The sequence below is a fragment of the Chromatiales bacterium genome (assembly GCA_014762505.1).
Lineage (GTDB): Bacteria > Pseudomonadota > Gammaproteobacteria > SpSt-1174 > SpSt-1174 > SpSt-1174.
In genome coordinates, this window is record JABURS010000019.1 from 34,664 (window position 1) to 51,032 (window position 16,369).

General features: G+C 68.1%; 19 protein-coding genes. 13 read left to right on the forward strand and 6 right to left on the reverse strand.

The window, feature by feature from the left end; genetic code table 11:
- The first annotated feature begins 21 nt into the window (after positions 1-21).
- The 13 genes from HUJ28_01815 (at position 22) to HUJ28_01875 (ending at position 11,231) form a co-directional block, all read left to right on the forward strand.
- The gene (locus tag HUJ28_01815) at positions 22-807 is read left to right on the forward strand and encodes a uracil-DNA glycosylase (GenBank protein MBD3618195.1); all 786 of its coding nucleotides are present in this window, start codon (positions 22-24) and stop codon (positions 805-807) included.
- A gap of 53 nt (positions 808-860) precedes the next feature.
- Positions 861-1,307 (forward strand): ribosomal protein S18-alanine N-acetyltransferase, encoded by a 447-nt coding sequence (rimI, locus tag HUJ28_01820; protein MBD3618196.1) that lies wholly within the window; start codon positions 861-863, stop codon positions 1,305-1,307.
- Positions 1,308-1,375: 68 nt separating this feature from the next.
- Positions 1,376-2,962 (forward strand): peptide chain release factor 3, encoded by a 1,587-nt coding sequence (locus HUJ28_01825; GenBank protein ID MBD3618197.1) that lies wholly within the window; start codon positions 1,376-1,378, stop codon positions 2,960-2,962.
- 172 nt (positions 2,963-3,134) lie between these two features.
- Entirely contained in the window at positions 3,135-3,710 is a 576-nt protein-coding gene (locus HUJ28_01830) for an NAD(P)H-dependent oxidoreductase (protein MBD3618198.1), read from the forward strand.
- A 127-nt stretch (positions 3,711-3,837) separates the two neighbouring features.
- The gene (locus HUJ28_01835) at positions 3,838-4,281 is read left to right on the forward strand and encodes a hypothetical protein (GenBank protein MBD3618199.1); all 444 of its coding nucleotides are present in this window, start codon (positions 3,838-3,840) and stop codon (positions 4,279-4,281) included.
- A 10-nt stretch (positions 4,282-4,291) separates the two neighbouring features.
- The gene (locus tag HUJ28_01840) at positions 4,292-4,492 is read left to right on the forward strand and encodes a DUF2905 domain-containing protein (GenBank protein MBD3618200.1); all 201 of its coding nucleotides are present in this window, start codon (positions 4,292-4,294) and stop codon (positions 4,490-4,492) included.
- On the forward strand, positions 4,489-5,745 hold the full coding sequence (locus HUJ28_01845; GenBank protein MBD3618201.1) for an MFS transporter: 1,257 nt from the start codon (positions 4,489-4,491) through the stop codon (positions 5,743-5,745). Before HUJ28_01840 ends, HUJ28_01845 begins: the two co-directional genes overlap by 4 nt.
- Positions 5,745-5,963 (forward strand): DUF2970 domain-containing protein, encoded by a 219-nt coding sequence (locus HUJ28_01850; protein ID MBD3618202.1) that lies wholly within the window; start codon positions 5,745-5,747, stop codon positions 5,961-5,963. Before HUJ28_01845 ends, HUJ28_01850 begins: the two co-directional genes overlap by 1 nt.
- Before the next feature lie 330 nt (positions 5,964-6,293).
- Positions 6,294-6,746, forward strand: a complete 453-nt coding sequence (locus HUJ28_01855) for a cytochrome c (protein ID MBD3618203.1) — start codon at positions 6,294-6,296, stop codon at positions 6,744-6,746.
- A gap of 51 nt (positions 6,747-6,797) precedes the next feature.
- Complete coding sequence (locus HUJ28_01860) at positions 6,798-8,147, forward strand: cbb3-type cytochrome c oxidase subunit I (GenBank protein ID MBD3618204.1); 1,350 nt, start codon at positions 6,798-6,800, stop codon at positions 8,145-8,147.
- A gap of 51 nt (positions 8,148-8,198) precedes the next feature.
- Positions 8,199-9,008, forward strand: coding sequence for an AAA family ATPase (locus HUJ28_01865; protein ID MBD3618205.1), 810 nt, complete (start codon positions 8,199-8,201; stop codon positions 9,006-9,008).
- A 38-nt stretch (positions 9,009-9,046) separates the two neighbouring features.
- Positions 9,047-10,978, forward strand: a complete 1,932-nt coding sequence (locus HUJ28_01870; protein MBD3618206.1) for a VWA domain-containing protein — start codon at positions 9,047-9,049, stop codon at positions 10,976-10,978.
- Between the two features lie 4 nt (positions 10,979-10,982).
- Positions 10,983-11,231, forward strand: a complete 249-nt coding sequence (locus HUJ28_01875) for a hypothetical protein (protein MBD3618207.1) — start codon at positions 10,983-10,985, stop codon at positions 11,229-11,231.
- Here HUJ28_01875 and HUJ28_01880 read toward each other — a convergent pair.
- From HUJ28_01880 to HUJ28_01905, 6 genes are all read right to left on the reverse strand, one after another.
- On the reverse strand, positions 11,228-11,674 hold the full coding sequence (locus HUJ28_01880; GenBank protein MBD3618208.1) for a hypothetical protein: 447 nt from the start codon (positions 11,672-11,674) through the stop codon (positions 11,228-11,230). The two genes, HUJ28_01875 and HUJ28_01880, sit on opposite strands and share 4 nt — an antisense overlap.
- Positions 11,671-12,972, reverse strand: coding sequence for a nickel-dependent hydrogenase large subunit (locus tag HUJ28_01885; GenBank protein ID MBD3618209.1), 1,302 nt, complete (start codon positions 12,970-12,972; stop codon positions 11,671-11,673). Before HUJ28_01885 ends, HUJ28_01880 begins: the two co-directional genes overlap by 4 nt.
- 3 nt (positions 12,973-12,975) lie before the next feature.
- Positions 12,976-13,782 (reverse strand): sulfhydrogenase subunit delta, encoded by an 807-nt coding sequence (locus HUJ28_01890; protein ID MBD3618210.1) that lies wholly within the window; start codon positions 13,780-13,782, stop codon positions 12,976-12,978.
- Positions 13,783-14,616: an FAD/NAD(P)-binding protein gene (locus HUJ28_01895; protein MBD3618211.1), complete on the reverse strand. Its 834-nt coding sequence runs from the start codon at positions 14,614-14,616 to the stop codon at positions 13,783-13,785.
- A gap of 7 nt (positions 14,617-14,623) precedes the next feature.
- The gene (locus tag HUJ28_01900) at positions 14,624-15,739 is read right to left on the reverse strand and encodes a 4Fe-4S dicluster domain-containing protein (GenBank protein MBD3618212.1); all 1,116 of its coding nucleotides are present in this window, start codon (positions 15,737-15,739) and stop codon (positions 14,624-14,626) included.
- 73 nt (positions 15,740-15,812) lie between these two features.
- The gene (locus HUJ28_01905; GenBank protein MBD3618213.1) at positions 15,813-16,367 is read right to left on the reverse strand and encodes a hypothetical protein; all 555 of its coding nucleotides are present in this window, start codon (positions 16,365-16,367) and stop codon (positions 15,813-15,815) included.
- Between the last annotated feature and the right edge of the window lie 2 nt (positions 16,368-16,369).

Genomic DNA, 16,369 nt, shown 5'->3' on the forward strand with positions numbered 1-16,369 from the left:
TCGCGTGTGCGAGACCCGACCATGCACGACGAACGACAACGCCGTTACCTGCAGGCCATGGGCATCCCGCTCTGGGTGCCGCGAGGTCCGTTGCCACGCGCGGCCACATCGGCGCAGGCCGTCACCGCACCGGTCCCGTCCCCGCCATCACCAGCGCAAGAACCGGAGCCGGTGGCGCCCGTCGCCCCGCCACTGGTCGAGGTGCCGCATGAGGCGGCATCACCGGCCGTGGCCATCGAACAGCTCGACTGGAATGGGCTGCGGGAACAGGTCGCCGCCTGCACACGCTGTGCGGAACTGGCCGCCAGTCGTACCCAGACCGTGTTCGGCGTCGGCAATCCGGATGCCGACTGGCTGGTGATCGGCGAGGCCCCGGGCGCCGAGGAGGACCGCCAGGGCGAGCCCTTCGTCGGTCGCGCCGGCAAGCTGCTCGATGCCATGCTCGCGGCCATCGCGCTGGACCGCCAGCAGGCCTATATCGCCAACGTCCTCAAGTGCCGTCCGCCGAACAACCGCGACCCGCGGCCCGAGGAGGCGGCCAACTGCCGGCCCTGGCTCGATCGCCAGATCGCGCTCATCCGGCCGAAGCTCATCCTCGTGGTCGGCCGGATCGCCGCACAGACCCTGCTCGGCACCGACGCGCCGCTCTCGCGCCTGCGCGGCCAGGTGCACCGCCTGCCAGGAGCGGACATCCCGGTGATCGTCACCTACCACCCGGCCTATCTGCTGCGCATGCCGAAGGACAAGCGCAAGGCCTGGGACGACCTCAAGCTGGCCTGTCGGGTGATGGCCGGCGAGGTCGGCTGAAGGGGGCGGGCGTGAACGCCGTCCGCGACCTGCCCAACCCGCTGCTGCGGCGCATGCGCACCGACGACCTGGACGCCGTGATGGCGATCGAGGTCCTTGCCTACCCCTATCCCTGGACGCGCGGCATCTTCCACGACTGCCTGCGCGTGGGCTATTCCTGCTGGGTGTACGAGGATCGTGGCACCCAGGCCCTCATGGCCTATGGCGTGATGACCTTTGCCGTGGACGAGTACCATGTCATGAACCTCACCGTGCGCCCGGAGCTGCAGGGGCAGGGGCTGGGCCGGCGCCTGCTGCGCGACCTGGTGGAGATGAGCCGGCTCGCCGGCGCCGCGCGGGTGCTGCTCGAGGTGCGCCCGAGCAACGAGAACGCGCTTGCGCTCTACCGCTCCGAGGGCTTCGCCGAGGTCGGCCGGCGCAAGAACTACTACCCCTCCGCGGCCGGACGCGAGGACGCCCTGGTGCTGATCCGTGAGCTGCTGCCCGCCGCGGATGCCTGATGCCGCCCGCGTGAATCCGGTATAATGCCGGACCGTTTCTTCCGACCCATACCCACACAGTCCTGTCCATGTCCGACTTTCTCGAGGAACTCGGCCGTCGTCGCACCTTCGCGATCATCTCGCACCCCGACGCCGGCAAGACCACCATCACCGAAAAACTGCTGCTCTACGGCGGTGCGATCCAGCTCGCCGGTACCGTCAAGGGCAGAAAGTCGGCGCGTCACGCGACCTCGGACTGGATGGCCATGGAAAAGGAGCGCGGTATCTCCGTCACCTCCTCGGTGATGCAGTTCCCGTACAAGGGACGCATCGTCAACCTGCTGGATACCCCGGGGCACGAGGACTTCTCGGAAGACACCTACCGCACGCTGACCGCCGTCGACTCGGCGCTGATGGTCATCGATGCCGCCAAGGGCGTCGAGGAGCGCACCATCAAGCTGATGGAGGTCTGTCGCCTGCGCACCACGCCGATCATGACCTTCATCAACAAGCTCGACCGCGAGGGCCGCGAGACCATCGAGCTGCTGGACGAGGTCGAGAACGTGCTCAACATCCGCTGTGCGCCGGTCACCTGGCCCATCGGCATGGGCAAGCGCTTCAAGGGCGTGTACCACCTGCATCGCAATGCCGTTCACCTGTTCAGTCCCGCGCACGGGGGCAAGGTGCAACAGGGCGAGGTCATCGAGGGCCTGGACAATCCGCGCCTGGACGAGCTGCTGGGTGACCAGGCGCGCGAGCTGCGCGACGAGATCGAGCTGGTGCAGGCGGCGAGCAACGAGTTCGATCACGCGGCCTACCTCGCCGGCGAACTCACGCCCGTGTTCTTCGGTTCGGCGATCAACAACTTCGGCGTCAGCGAGCTGCTGGACGACTTCGTCGAGTACGCCCCGGCGCCGCAGCCGCGCGAGACCACCACGCGCGTCGTCGAGCCCCAGGAGGAAAAGCTCACCGGCTTCATCTTCAAGGTGCAGGCCAACATGGACCCGCAGCATCGCGACCGCATCGCCTTCATGCGCATCTGTTCCGGCACCTTCACCAAGGGCATGAAGCTGCGCCAGGTGCGCATCGGCAAGGACGTCAAGATCAGCGACGCGCTGACCTTCATGGCCTCGGATCGCGAGCATGTCGATGAGGCCTTCCCGGGCGACATCCTCGGCCTGCACAACCACGGCACCATCCGCATCGGCGACACCTTCACCCAGGGCGAGGACCTGGCCTTCACCGGCATCCCCAACTTCGCGCCCGAGCTCTTCCGTCGCGCGCAGCTGCGTGACCCGCTCAAGATGAAGCAGCTGCAGAAGGGCCTGTCGCAGCTCTGCGAGGAGGGCGCCACCCAGCTGTTCCGTCCGCTCACCAACAACGACCTGATCCTCGGTGCGGTCGGTGTGCTGCAGTTCGACGTGGTCGCGCAGCGTCTCAAGGACGAGTACAACGTCGACTGCCAGTTCGAGGCCGTGAACGTGAACACCGCGCGCTGGGTGACCTCGGACGACAAGAAGCGGTTCGAGCAGTTCAAGGACAAGGCCGCCACCAACCTCGCCCTGGATCATGCCGGTGAACTCGTCTACATCGCGCCCACCCGCGTGAACCTGCAGATGGCCATCGAGAAGTGGCCGGAGATCGAGTTCCACGCGACCCGCGAGCACGGCGGCTGAGTGCAGCGTTCCGGGGGAATGCGCCACCCCTGATCGCGCCTTGCAGCGCTCCTACGGTTGCCTGTGTTCGGGGCCGGGCGGGAGTCCCGTCCGGCTGACTTTGCACCCGGTGCCCCGATGCGCGACCATGAGGCCGTTGGTCCCGTTGCCCCGAGGGGCAGAGGAGGGGAGTATGGCCAGGCGCATCGTCATCATCCAGGGGCATCCGGACCCGGACCCTTCGCATCTCGACCACGCGCTGGCAGCGGCGTATCGCGAGAGCGCGGAGGCGGCCGGCCACGAGGTGCGTGTGATCGAGGTGGGACGACTCGATTTTCCACTGCTGCGCAACAAGCAGGACTTCGACCACGGCGAGGCACCGCCGGCGATTATTGATGCACAGCAGCACATCGAGTGGGCCGAGCATCTGCTGGTCCTGCATCCGCTCTGGCTTGGCGACATGCCCGCGCTGCTCAAGGCCTTTCTCGAGCAGGTGTTCCGGCCGGGATTCGGTTTCGAGGGTGGGCGGCGCATGCGCCCACGGCTCAGGGGGCGCAGCGCGCGCGTGGTGATCACCATGGGCATGCCGGCCTTCATCTACCGCTGGTATTTCGGTGCCCATAGCCTGAAGCTGCTCAGGCGCCATATCCTGGGCTTTTGCGGCTTCGGGCCGGTACGCAGCACGCTGCTGGGGCTTGTTGACACCAGCGATGCCCGCCGGCAGCGTTGGCTGGAACGGATGCGGGCCCTCGGGCGTGCCGGGGCGTAGGGATCGGGATGGCCCGGGAGAAGACTGTACAACGCCAAACCAAGGGTAGGCACAGGCATGGTCCTCTGTGATCCCTGTGCCCCCTGTGGCCAAATGATCCAACTCACGACGGGATGCTGGAGGACGAATGCTCAAGCTTCGGGTGCTGTTCGGTCTGCTCGCGCTCTCGCTGTTCGCCAACGCCTATCTCTTTGCCCGTTCCCAGGCGGCTTTACCGGCGCCACGGCCGGCGGTGATGCTGATCGCCCCCGCCGACCTCGGTCTCACCCCCGACCAGGCCCTGGCGTTGGAATCGGTGCGCCGCTTCGCCGAGATCCGTGCCGCGCGCCGCGAGGAGCAGCGCGCGGTGCCCGAGGCGCGGTTGCGGCAGGCCCTGACCGATGCGACGGTCTCGGCACAGGCGCTGGACGAGGCCCTGGAAGAGATTGGCGCCATCGATGCCGAATACCGCTATCGTCTGGTGGGCGAGCTCATCCACTGGCGCGACGGCCTGAGCCCGGCGCAGCGCGGGCGGCTTGCGACCGAACTGGAGCAGCGGGGCCTGGGGGGCCTGATCTCACAGTGGCGTTGAGAGGATGGCCATGCAGAAGACCCTGGTGATCATCGGTATCGTCATCCTCCTCGCGGGCCTGCTCTGGCCCTGGCTCGGCAAGCTGCCCATCGGCCGCCTGCCGGGCGACATCGTCATCGAGCGACCGGGCTTCAAGGCGTATTTCCCGCTTGCCACCATGCTCCTCGCCAGTCTCGTGCTCTCGCTACTGCTGTGGCTGTTTCGCAAATGATGCATCACTCCATGGATCGGCGCCGCATGCTGGCCTGGACGCTCTACGACTGGGGCAATTCCGCCTTTGCCACCGTCGTCATGGCCGGTTTCTTCCCGCTGTTCTTCCGTTCCTACTGGAGCGCAGGACAGGACAGCGCACAGATCACCCTGCACCTGGGCATGGCCAATTCCATCGGCAGCCTGGTGATCGTGCTCAGCGCCCCCCTCCTCGGTGCGCTGGCCGACCAGGGCAGCTTCAAGAAACGCTTCCTGAGCCTCTTCGCCCTGCTCGGTATTGCCATGACGCTCGGTCTCTACTGGGTGGCACAGGGCGAGTGGCTGCTTGCCGCCATGCTCTATGCCGCCGCCAGCATCGGCTTCATGGGCGCGAACATCTTCTACGATGCACTGCTGGTCGACGTGGCCCCGCGTCACAAGTACGACTTCGTCTCCGGTCTGGGTTATGCCATGGGCTATCTCGGCGGCGGCCTCCTGTTCGCCTTCTGCGTCTACATGGTGCTCAATCCCGCCGACTTCGGTTTTGCGGACGATGCCGCGGCCGTACGCCTGTCCTTCCTGCTGGTGGGCATCTGGTGGCTGCTGTTCACGATGCCGCTGCTCTTCCTTGTGAAGGAGACGCCACACGCCACGCCGCGTGCGGGCATGGTCAAGGGGGGCTTTCGCCAGCTGATCGATACCTTCCACGAGGTGCGGCGTTATCGCGAGGTCTGGTGGTTCCTGCTGGCCTACTGGCTCTACATCGACGGTGTCGACACCATCGTGCGCATGGCGGCCGACTATGGCGCGGCGCTCGGATTCTCCACCGGTGACCTGATTCTCGCCCTGCTGATGATCCAGTTCATCGGTTTCCCCGCCGCCATCGCCTTCGGCAAGCTCGGCGAGCGTATCGGGCCGAAGACCGGCATCTACATCGGCCTGGCCGCCTATGCCGCGATCACGGTCTGGGGCGCGCTCATGACCGAGCTCTGGGAGTTCTTCGCCATTGCGGTTGGCGTCGGCCTGGTACAGGGTGGCGTGCAGTCGCTCAGCCGTTCGCTCTACGCGCGCCTCATTCCGCAGGACAAGGCCGCCGAGTTCTTCGGCTTCTACAACATGCTGGGCAAGTTCGCGGCCGTGGCGGGTCCTTTCCTCATGGGCATAGTCGGCGTGCTCACCGGCAGTCCGCGCATCGCCATCTTCTCCCTGCTTGTGTTCTTCATCCTCGGCGCGCTACTGTTGCTCAAGGTACCCGAACGCAAGGAGCAGACGTGATGAACGACGAGCGTCGCCAGGAATCGGTCGGTTTTCTCGGTACGCTGAAGAGCGTGCTGTCGGCCTTCTTCGGCGTGCAGAGCGAGTCCAACCGTGCGCGCGATTTCGAGAAGGGCAATCCCGTACATTTCATCGCCATCGCGCTCATCGCGACCGTCGGCTTCGTGCTGGTCATGTGGGGAATCGTGAGCGTGGTGCTGGGGCTGGCAACGGGGTAGCTGGCGTACCGGCTGCATCTCTTCACGCACGAGGCCCTCGCCCCTGTGCTCCGGTCCTGCGGATGCAGTGTCCCGCGTCCCCGCATGTCGTCCCGGTATATCTCCCAGCTTTTTCCCAGGCAGTTCCCGGCCGGGATCCGGTAGATGCCGTTCAGGCGTCTATACTCGGGCGTGCAGGGGCAGGCCATATTATATGTAAATGTTATATATGTTATAAATCCGCGAGGGGCATGCCCCGGGTACGCAATGCAGGGCCCAGGCAGCTGGGAGACGCATCGTGGGCCAAGGGGCACAGAAACCCGGGCCTGCGGAATCAAGGGAGGACGAGAAATGCATGAGGGACTCACCAAGGCGGCGGCGCGCAATATCTTCTATGGCGGTTCGCTGTTTTTCTTTCTGCTGTTCGTCGGCCTCACGGCGCACAGCCATCTCTATATCGTCAATACCTCCACGGACCGTGAGGGACTGACCGAGTCGGTACGGCATGGCAAGGAGGTCTGGGAGAAGAACAACTGCATCAACTGCCACACTATCCTCGGCGAGGGCGCCTATTTCGCCCCGGAGCTCGGCAATGTCTGGACCCGTTTCGGCGGCCGGGAGAATCCCGAGGCGGCCCGCGCCGCGATTGCGGGCTGGATGCGTGCCATGCCCACCGGCGCGCCGGGCCGGCGCCAGATGCCGTACTTCGATCTCAGCGACGAGGAGATGGATGCGCTGATCGATTTCCTGCAGTGGACCGACTCCATCGACACACAGAACTGGCCACCCCATCGTTCCGGCTGAGCGCTGCGGGCGATTGCATACGGTATTCACGATCCAAGGAGGACAGGACGTATGAAATATGAGACACAGCGGGTGGCTTACCCGTTCTTCATCGTGGCGATGGCGCTGTTCGCGGCCCAGGTCTCGTTCGGCCTGCTGAGTGGCGCCGTCTTCGTCTGGCCCAACTTCCTGGCCGAGGCCATGCCCTTCAACATCATGCGCACCAGCCATACCAACCTCCTGGTGGTGTGGCTGCTGATAGGCTTCATGGGCTGTACCTATTACCTGATGCCCGAGGAGGCCGAGCAGGAGATCTACAGCCCCCGGCTCGCCTACATCCAGCTGGCCATCTTCGCCTTTGCGGGGGCCGCGGCGCTGGTCGGCTACCAGTTCGGCATCCACGAGGGGCGCGAGTTTCTGGAGCAGCCCACCTGGGTGAAGGTGCTCATCACCCTTTCCTTCCTCATGTTCCTGTTCAACGCCAGCATGACCCTGCTCCGGGGGCGAAAGACGGCCATCAACATGGTGCTGATGCTCGGGCTCTGGCTGGCCGCCATCTTCTGGCTGTTCGCCTTCTACAACCCGGGCAACCTGTCGGTGGACAAGCTCTACTGGTGGTACATCGTGCACATCTGGGTGGAGGGGGTCTGGGAACTGATCATGGCCTCGCTGCTCGGCTACCTGCTCATCAAGATGACCGGGGTCGATCGCGAGGTGATCGAGAAGTGGCTTTACGTCATCGTGGGTCTGTCGCTGTTCACGGGGCTGCTGGGCACCGGCCACCATTATTACTGGATCGGCACGCCCGGCTACTGGCAGCCCATCGGCAACGTCTTCTCCACGCTGGAGGTGGTGCCGCTGTTCGCCATGGTGGTGTTCGCCTTCTACATGTTCTGGAAGGGCAGCCGCAACCATCCCAACAAGGCCGCCATGCTCTGGACGCTTGGGTGTGCCACCGTCGCCTTCTTCGGTGCCGGTGTCTGGGGCTTCATGCACACGCTCTCGTTCATCAACTACTACACCCACGGCACCCAGGTCACGGCGGCCCATGGACACCTGGCCTTTTACGGCGCCTACGTGATGCTGGTGCTGGCGATCGTCAGCTATGCCATGCCGCAGCTGCGTCGTGTCCAGCCCTACAATCAGGTGCTGAACATGTGGGCCTTCTGGATCACCACCTCGGCCATGGCCTTCATGACCTTCACCCTGACCTTCGCGGGCGTTGTGCAGACGCATCTGCAGCGCGTGATGGGCATGGGCTACATGGAGGTGCAGGAGCAGATCACCATGTTCTACATCATGCGCTTCGGTGCCGGGTCGGTGGTGGTGATCGGTGCGCTGCTGTTCATCTACGCGGTGTTCGGTCCCGCCCGTGAACAGGCGCCGGCCTATGCCAGTGAGGCATCCGTCACCGCGGACTGATCGCGGTCCGGGTCGCCGTTCCCCGCATGTCATCATGATCAGGAGTCGTCCATGCCGCTGAATGCAAGCCCTGCACCGACGGACCGCGAGCTGCCGTTCTACCAGCCCGTCGGCAGCGAGTGCGATCTCTTCGAGCGAGCCTACCGGCAGCGGCTGCCGCTGTTGCTCAAGGGCCCCACCGGCTGCGGCAAGACGCGCTTCGTGAGTCACATGGCGGTGCGCCTGGGACGCCCCCTGTTCACGGTCTCCTGCCACGATGACCTCACCGCCGCCGACCTCACCGGGCGCTATCTCCTCAAAGGCGGGGAGACCCGATGGGTGGACGGTCCGCTCACCCGGGCTGTGCGCGAGGGCGGCATCTGCTACCTGGACGAGGTGGTCGAGGCACGCAAGGACGTGACGGTGGTGCTGCATCCGCTCACCGATGACCGACGCCTGCTGCCGCTCGAACGCACGGGCGAGCTGCTGGAGGCGCCGGACGAGTTCATGCTGGTGGTCTCATACAACCCGGGTTACCAGCACATCCTCAAGTCTCTCAAACCGAGCACGCGCCAGCGCTTCGTGGCCACGAGCTTCTCCTTCCCCCCGCCCGGGCTGGAGCGCGACATCGTGGCCCGCGAGAGCGGTCTCGCGCAGGCGCAATGCGCCGCACTGGTCAACCTGGCCGTGCGGCTGCGGGCGATGAAGGGGCAGGACCTGGAGGAGGGCGTTTCCACGCGCCTGCTGGTCTACTGCGCCACGCTCATCGCCTCCGGCATGCCCATCCTCGAGGCGGCCCGCGTCACGCTGGTGGAGCCCCTGAGCGATGACGAGGACGTGCAGCAGGGGCTGCTCGAGGCCATCCACGCCACCTTCGGCTGAAGACAGACCGGCCGCACAGGCCGCGGGAGGTTCGGCACATGTTCCAGTTCCTCGAGGTCGAGGAATTCGTCGGTCGTTACTGGCACCGCTGGGCCACACGGGCCGCCAGCTACCCCCGCCATCCGGAGGCGGCGGTGTCGCTCGACACGCTGCGCCCCGTGCTGGGGGTGTTCTTTCGTGCCAGCGGCGGCGAGGCGGGACTGGCGGTGGAGGCCATCGCCGCCGGGGGCTCGGGCCATCGCCTCAGCCTGCGCCAGCGCCTCGGCCTGGACGAGGAGCACCTGGACCTCGCGCGCCGCGACGAGGAAAACCTGCTGCTGCCGCCGCAGATCGCGCTCTTTCCCGAGCGCCCCCTCAACCGTGATCTCTACTTCTGGCTGACCGCCTTCCTGGCGCTGGCCCGCCACCCCGGGCCCCAGGCCGACCCCCTGCGCCGGGACATCGCCTGGTTGCGCGAGGCCTTTCGCGCGCAGACGGCGGTGCTCGCGCAGTTCCCGGGGCTGCGCGAGCGCCATGCGCGCCTCCGCCAGGCCCTGCTGGCCATCCGCCCGCGACGCCGCCTGCCCAGGGCGGAGTCCATGGTGGAGACGGTCATCCGCGCCCTGCTCGGTGACGATGGCCCGTGCGCCGGGGAGGCCCGCGCGCTGCTCGATCTCGTGCGTGCGCCGGGCGAGGTCGTGCTGACGGCCTATCGCGTACCGCGGGACTACCGACCGCCGCTGCCCGTGCCCCTGTGGGGGCAGGTGACGACGCTCGGCACCGGTGAGGCCCGGGCACCCGAAGACGAGGGCGACGACGAGGGGGGCGACGCCCGGGCGGTCGATGGCGGCAGGCGCCAGGCGCAGCGCCGCCGGCAGGACCAGAGCGAGCGCGACGACCCGCTGGTGTTCAGCCGCTTCGAGAAGCTGCTGAGCCTCAGCGAGATGGTGAACCTCAACCGGCTGGTCGAGGACGAGGAGGACGAGGCGGCCCGGCGCGCCGCCGACCAGCTCGAGGAGATCGTCATCGGCCCGCACCAGCGGCGTGCCGCCACCCGCCTGCGGGTGGAGCTCGACCTGGCCCCGGATGCGGTCACGGGCGGGCGCCTCGCGGGGCGGTACCGCTACCCGGAGTGGAACCACCGCCGGCAGGCCTACCTGCCGGACCACTGCCTGGTGCTCACCGACCGGCAGGCGGAAGGGGAGGACTGGGTGCCCGACGAGGCCACGCGGCGGCGCATCCGGCGGGTGCGTCGCGAGTTCGAGGCCCTGCGTCCGCGCCGCGAACTGCTGCGCGCGCAGCTGGACGGCAACGAGCTGGATACCGATGCCCTGATCCGTGCCCGCTGCGACCTCGCCGCCACCGGCGAGTCCGGCGACCGGTTCTACCTGGCCACCCGCGCGCAGGCCCGCGACCTGGCCGTCTCCATCCTGGTGGACGTCTCGCTCTCCACCGACGCCTGGCTCGACGACCGCCGGGTGCTGGACGTGGAGAAGGAGGCGCTGCTGGTGCTGGGGCACGGGCTGGCGGGTTGCGGCGATGACTACGCCATCCACAGCTTCACCTCGCATCGCCGCCACCGGGTCTGGGTGAACACCCTCAAGGACTTCGAGGAGCCCATGGGCGAGCGGGTGACGCGCCGCATCGCGGCGCTGCAGCCCGGCCACTACACCCGCATGGGCCCGGCCATCCGTCACGTCACGGCCGGGCTGGCCGAGCGCCCCAACCGCCACCGCCTGCTGCTGGTGCTCACCGACGGCAAGCCCAACGACACGGACTACTACGAGGGGCGTTACGGGATCGAGGACACGCGCAAGGCGGTGCTGGAGGCGCGCCGGCAGGAGGTGCGCGTCTTCGGCGTGACCATCGACCGTGAGGCGCAGCAGTACATCCCGCATCTCTTCGGCCGCGGCGGCTACGCCATCGTCAACCGCCCCGAGCACCTGGCGCTGGCCCTGCCGGGCATCTACCGCCAGATCATCGGGCTCTGAGCGCATGGGTAGCACGCGCCCCGCCCTCGCCATCACTGCCGGCCTGCTCGTCGCCCTGGCGGTCATCGCACCGCTGGCCTGGCTCGTCCATACCCGGGACTGGGGCGTGACGCTGATCCTGCTGGCGCCGTTCGTCATCTACGGGCTCATGCGCCTGGGCCGCGCCCTGGCCGACTGGGCGGATACGCCGCCTCCCTCATCGGATCTGCCCATTCGTGGGCCTGACGAGCCGGATCGGGACGGGGCGGCCTAGGGACCGGTCGGTTCCCAGCCTCGCAGGATCGTCGTTGCCAGCTGTACCAGCTCCTCACGCCAGCCCGTGTGCCCCACCGGTATGCCGATCAAGGCCCAGCGGGCCGGCAGCGTGCCCAGGGCGTCCAGGAGGCGCAGCGTGGTGCCCACGCCGATGCCGTGGCTGCTGGCGTCCTGCCAGTGCACGAGTTCGTCGAGCGTGATGGGGCGGACCGCGTCTATCCTGCTATCCGGGGTGCTGTCCGGGGCGAGGGCGTCGAGCAGCAGGGCATGGCTTGCGGGGGCGAGCAGGGCGGGCAGTTCGGCGGCGGGATTGCCGGTGAGGCGGGTCTCGAGGTCGATCGATGCGCTGCCGGCGAGCGCGGCCGCGAGGTGACGGGCGGCTACCCAGCCCAGGGTGTCGGCGCCGAAGGGGGAGCCGATGCCGACCAGCGTCAGCCTCATGCCCCGTCGCGGCGGACGTTCACGCGCAGGAAGTGCGTGGCGCAGGAGATGCAGGGGTCGTAGTTGCGGATGACGGTCTCGGCATGCAGGCGGATGGCGTCGTCCGAGTGGTCGAGGCCGAAGGCCTGGATGGACCGGTGCAGGTCGTCCTCGATGCGGGCCTGGTTCTGCGCCGTGGGCGGCACGATGCGCGCGCTTTTCACCCGACCGTCCGCGTCGAAGTCGTAGCGGTGCCAGAGGATGCCGCGCGGCGCCTCGGTGACGCCGAAGCCCGTGCCCGCCCGCGGCGTGATCTCCTCGAAGGGCCGGTCGGGACGGCTGTAGCCCTCGAGCAGGCGGATCGCCTCCAGCAGGGCGTAATGGATCTCGATGGCGCGTGCGACGATGCTGTGGAACATGTTGCGGCTGGGAAACTGCACCGGCAGCTCGTCGAGCAGCGGCAGGGCCTGGGCGAGCTGCTCGCGGTTGAGGTTGACGCGCGCCAGCGGCCCGGTGAGATAGGGCTGGTCGTCGACATAGGAATACAGCGCCGTGGAATGCGGCACGTGGGCCTCGCGAAAATGCGTCTCGTAGTCCTCGGCGGCCAGCGACAGGCCGGTGTCGGTGATGACGCGCCCGGCGTAGATGCCGTACTCGTCCGGATGGTGCAGGGCGACGTTGATGAAGTCCTGGCGGTCGTCCGGGAAGTCCAGCGTGGCAGTCCAGCGCACCAGGTTCTCGGCATCGACCAGGGCCGCGCGCAGGGCCTGCAGCAGCGCGTCGGCCTCGGCATAGGAGGGCGCGTGGTGGAAGCCGCCGGGTCGGATGCCCACCGGGTGCACGGAGCGCCCGCCGAGGAAACGGATGAGCCGGTTGCCCAGCCCCTGCAGGTGCAGGCCGCGCTTCACCTCCTCGGGGAAGTCGCGCGCCATCTCGATGGCGCTGCCAAAACCCAGGAAGTCCGGCACGGCCAGCAGGTGTACGTGCAGGGCGTGGCTCTGGATCCATTCCCCGCAGTACATCAGGCGGCGCATCTCGCGCACCCAGGGGCCGGCCGCGTGACCGAAGGCCTGCTCGATGGCCTGGGCGGCGCTCATCTGGTAGGCCACCGGGCAGATGCCGCAGATGCGGGCGACGATGTCCGGGATCTCGTGGTGGTTGCGACCCTCGAGGAACTTCTCGAAGTAGCGCGGCGGCTCGAAGATGCGCAGCCTGAGCTCGCGGATCGCGCCGTCACGGATGTCGAGGTCCAGCGCGCCCTCGCCCTCGACGCGGGCGAGCACCGGGACGTTGATGGTGATGGGGCGGTTGACGTCCATGGCCTACTCGCTGCGGTGCTTGTTGCCGGCCACGCGAAAGGCCGGGGCGTGGCTGTTGATGAAGTGGAAGCGCCGCGTGACGTCACCCGGCTGCAGGCCCAGGGTGCCGAGCCGCTGGCCCAGGGCGTCGGTGTTGACCGTCTCGGCCGGGCCGTAGCAGGCGTAGCAGTCGCGGCCATAGCGCGGGCAGATCGCGCCGCAGCCGGTCTGCGTGACCGGGCCCATGCAGGGCATGCCCTTCGCCACCATCACGCACACGGCGTTCTGGCGCTTGCACTCCAGGCAGACCTTGTCGCGCGACTGCGTGGGCTGCACGCCATGCAGCAGGTCGTGCAGCACGCCCACCACCTGCGCGGTGTTCACCGGGCAGCCCCAGATCTCCAGGTCCACCTTCACGTGCTCGGCCACCGGCGTGGCGGTGTCCAGGCTGGCGACGTATTCGGGGCTCGCGTACACCGCCTGGCGCCACGCGTCCACGCCGTCGGCATAGAGGTTGCGCAGGGCCTGCAGGCCGCCGGAGGTGGCGCAGGCGCCGATGCTGATCAGGTAACCGCTGTGCGCGCGGATGTGTTCGAGACGCTCGCGCTCCTCGGGCGTGGAGACGCTGCCCTCGATGAAGGCGATGTCGGCGGGCGCATCCGGATCGACGGGGCCGGCCTCGGCGAAGTGCACGAACTCGACCAGCTCGCTCACCGCGAGCAGGGCCTCGCCGGCGTTGAGGAAGGCCAGCTGGCAGCCGTCGCAGGAGCTGAACTTGTGCACCGCGACCCGCGGCCGGCGGCCGGCGAAGCCCGAGTAGTCAAAGCCCATTCAGAACCCCCTCACGCCCAGCAGCGGGGCGAGCTCGGTGTAGTTGAACACGGGCCCGTCCTTGCAGACGAAGTGCGGGCCGAGCTGGCAGTGGCCGCAGTGGCCGACGCCGCAGTGCATGTTGCGCTCCATGCTGAGCCACAGGTTCCCGGCGGCCATGTCGCGGGCGAGCAGCGCCTCGGCGCAGGCCTGCATCATGCGCTCGGGGCCGCACATCATGGCGATGGCATTGTCGCGGTCGAACTGCGCGCGGTCGATGAGCTCGGTGACCAGGCCGACGTGGTAGGGCCAGCCCTGGCCGGCGATGTCGGCGGCGAGCAGGACCTGGGTGTCCGGCAGTTTCGCCCAGGCCATGTAGCGGTCGTGCCAGATGAGGTCGTCGGTGTGCTTCACGCCCTGCAGGATCACCAGTCGGCCGAAGCGTTCCCGGCGCCTCACCACGTAATTGATCACCGAGACCAGCGGGGCGCAGCCCAGGCCGCCGGTGATGAGCACCACGTCGTGGCCACAGGCCTGGTCCAGCGGCCAGCCTCGGCCGAAGGGCCCGCGGATGCCGACGCGCTGGCCGGCCCTGAGCTGCTCCAGGCCACGGGTGACGCGTCCCACGGCGCGGATGGTGTGGTCGAGCAGACTGTCGTCGTCCGGGTCGGAGACGATGGAGATGGGCACCTCGCCGATGCCCTGCAGGTAGACCATGTTGAACTGGCCGGGGACGAAGGCATAGGCAGCGTGCGCGGCCTGGTCGGTCATGCGCAGGCGCAGGGTGTAGATGCTCTCCGATTCCTGGATGCGCTCGACGATCTCGGCCTCGGCCGGCAGGCTGGGGTTGGGCATGGGCGCCTCAGTCATGGTCGCCTCCGGTGGCATGGATGCGCGCCACCTCCTCGGTGAGGTCGATGCCCACCGGGCACCAGGTGATGCAGCGCCCGCAGCCGGTGCAGCCCGAGCGGCCGTACTGGTCGTGCCAGCCGCCGAGTTTGTGCGTGAGCCACTGGCGATAGCGCAGGCGCGTGTCGCTGCGGATCACGATGCCGGCGAGGTAGCTGTGGCCCTCGGTGAAGCAGGAATCCCATTCGCGGTAATGCCGGCCCTGGTCGCCATCGAGTAGCGGCACGTCGTGTTCGGCATGGCAGAAGCAGGTGGGGCAGACCGAGGTACAGTTGCCGCAGCTCAGGCAGCGCGCCGCCACGTCGTCCCACTGCGGGTGATCGAGGTTGGCGAACAGCAGGTCGCGCAGGTTGCGCGAGGGCAGGGTGCGCGTCTGGCGTTCGCCGGCCGCCGCGACGGCGGCCTCTGCCTGCGCGACCTGCGTGCCGGAGGCCTCCGGGAGCGAGAGCGAGGCGAGCACGCTGGTGCCCGCCTCGCTGCCGGCAGCGACGAGATAGCCCGCATCCGTCTCGTGCAGCGCGAGGTCGAAGCCTGCCGTGCACAGCGGGCCATCACCCGTGGAGGCGCAGAAGCAGGTGGCGGCCGGTGCCGTGCAGTGCACGGCGACGATGAAGAGGTTCCGGCGGCGGGCGGCGTAGTAGGCGTCGGCATGCGCGCCTTGCAGAAAATGCTGGTCCTGCAGGTGCAGGGCGGCGAGGTCGCAGGCCCGCGCCCCGATCACGGCAACCTTCTCCCCGGCGGGCAGGGTGGCGGCAAACTGCAGGTGGCCATCGGCACCGATGCGGCTCTCCCACAGCGTCTCGCGCGGGGCGAAGGTGAGCGGCTTGATGGCCTGCGGGCCGTTGGCCCAGGCAAAGGCGCGGGAGGGATCGGCGTGTTGCAGGCGGTAGTGGCCGGGGGCCTGTTCGTCCTGCCAGCCCCAGGGCAGGTCGGCGGCCTGTCCCAGGGTGTCGAAGACGATGGCGCCGTCGCGCGGCTGTGGGCCGACGCAGCGATAGCCGTCCTCGCGCAGGGCGGTGAGCAGGGTGTCGAGTGCGTGGCTGGCGAGTACCCGTTGAGATGTCCCCATGCGCCCAAGCATAGCGCGAAATCGTGACGGGTGTTTGACCTGGGGCAGGCCCTGGTCGGAAAGAACGGTGGCCTCAGTGGGCCTCGAGCTTGCCCAGCTCCGCGACGATGCTGTTGAGCAGGGACTCACCCTGGGCCCCCATGCCCTTCGCCAGCCGGTCCACGTCGCGCTCGCCGTTCACCAGCCGGCGCATGATGCCGCCCAGGCGGGCCATGTCGCCGCCGGCGGCGGTCATCTGCTCGGCCATGTGGGAGAGCAGGCTCAGGGCCTCGGCATTGCCGCGCGCGGCCTGGTGGATCATGTGGGCGAGCCCGGGGGCGGCCATGGTGGGGTCGGCGCTCTGCGCGGGATCGGGCAGCGTGCCCGGGTCCTGCAGGCCGCGCAGGATGGCCTCGACGATGATGCTGTCTTCCTCGTCCAGGCCGCCCAACAGGGCCATGTCGCGGCTGCCGTCGAGGATCTTGCGGATGGCGGCCACCAGCGCCACCCAGCCGTTCTGCTCGGAGACGCGCAGCGGCTCGTCGAGCTGGTGTTTCAGTGCCGGGTTCTGCGCCGCCTGCACCACGCCGACGATGAGGGCGGCGTGGGCCTGGACGATCTGCTGGTCTCTTTCGGGCAGCTTGGCCATGG

Excerpts from the sequence above, each read along its gene's own strand:
- HUJ28_01875 (MBD3618207.1), top strand. The coding sequence starts at position 10,983 with ATGGGTAGCACGCGCCCCGCCCTCGCCATCACTGCCGGCCTGCTCGTC.
- HUJ28_01890 (MBD3618210.1), bottom strand. The coding sequence starts at position 13,782 with ATGGGCTTTGACTACTCGGGCTTCGCCGGCCGCCGGCCGCGGGTCGCG.
- HUJ28_01865 (MBD3618205.1), top strand. The coding sequence starts at position 8,199 with ATGCCGCTGAATGCAAGCCCTGCACCGACGGACCGCGAGCTGCCGTTC.
- HUJ28_01870 (MBD3618206.1), top strand. The coding sequence starts at position 9,047 with ATGTTCCAGTTCCTCGAGGTCGAGGAATTCGTCGGTCGTTACTGGCAC.
- HUJ28_01885 (MBD3618209.1), bottom strand. The coding sequence starts at position 12,972 with ATGGACGTCAACCGCCCCATCACCATCAACGTCCCGGTGCTCGCCCGC.
- HUJ28_01840 (MBD3618200.1), top strand. The coding sequence starts at position 4,292 with ATGCAGAAGACCCTGGTGATCATCGGTATCGTCATCCTCCTCGCGGGC.
- HUJ28_01895 (MBD3618211.1), bottom strand. The coding sequence starts at position 14,616 with ATGCCCAACCCCAGCCTGCCGGCCGAGGCCGAGATCGTCGAGCGCATC.
- HUJ28_01825 (MBD3618197.1), top strand. The coding sequence starts at position 1,376 with ATGTCCGACTTTCTCGAGGAACTCGGCCGTCGTCGCACCTTCGCGATC.
- HUJ28_01860 (MBD3618204.1), top strand. The coding sequence starts at position 6,798 with ATGAAATATGAGACACAGCGGGTGGCTTACCCGTTCTTCATCGTGGCG.
- HUJ28_01815 (MBD3618195.1), top strand. The coding sequence starts at position 22 with ATGCACGACGAACGACAACGCCGTTACCTGCAGGCCATGGGCATCCCG.
- HUJ28_01850 (MBD3618202.1), top strand. The coding sequence starts at position 5,745 with ATGAACGACGAGCGTCGCCAGGAATCGGTCGGTTTTCTCGGTACGCTG.
- HUJ28_01880 (MBD3618208.1), bottom strand. The coding sequence starts at position 11,674 with ATGAGGCTGACGCTGGTCGGCATCGGCTCCCCCTTCGGCGCCGACACC.
- HUJ28_01830 (MBD3618198.1), top strand. The coding sequence starts at position 3,135 with ATGGCCAGGCGCATCGTCATCATCCAGGGGCATCCGGACCCGGACCCT.
- HUJ28_01835 (MBD3618199.1), top strand. The coding sequence starts at position 3,838 with ATGCTCAAGCTTCGGGTGCTGTTCGGTCTGCTCGCGCTCTCGCTGTTC.
- rimI (MBD3618196.1), top strand. The coding sequence starts at position 861 with ATGCGCACCGACGACCTGGACGCCGTGATGGCGATCGAGGTCCTTGCC.
- HUJ28_01905 (MBD3618213.1), bottom strand. The coding sequence starts at position 16,367 with ATGGCCAAGCTGCCCGAAAGAGACCAGCAGATCGTCCAGGCCCACGCC.
- HUJ28_01855 (MBD3618203.1), top strand. The coding sequence starts at position 6,294 with ATGCATGAGGGACTCACCAAGGCGGCGGCGCGCAATATCTTCTATGGC.
- HUJ28_01845 (MBD3618201.1), top strand. The coding sequence starts at position 4,489 with ATGATGCATCACTCCATGGATCGGCGCCGCATGCTGGCCTGGACGCTC.
- HUJ28_01900 (MBD3618212.1), bottom strand. The coding sequence starts at position 15,739 with ATGGGGACATCTCAACGGGTACTCGCCAGCCACGCACTCGACACCCTG.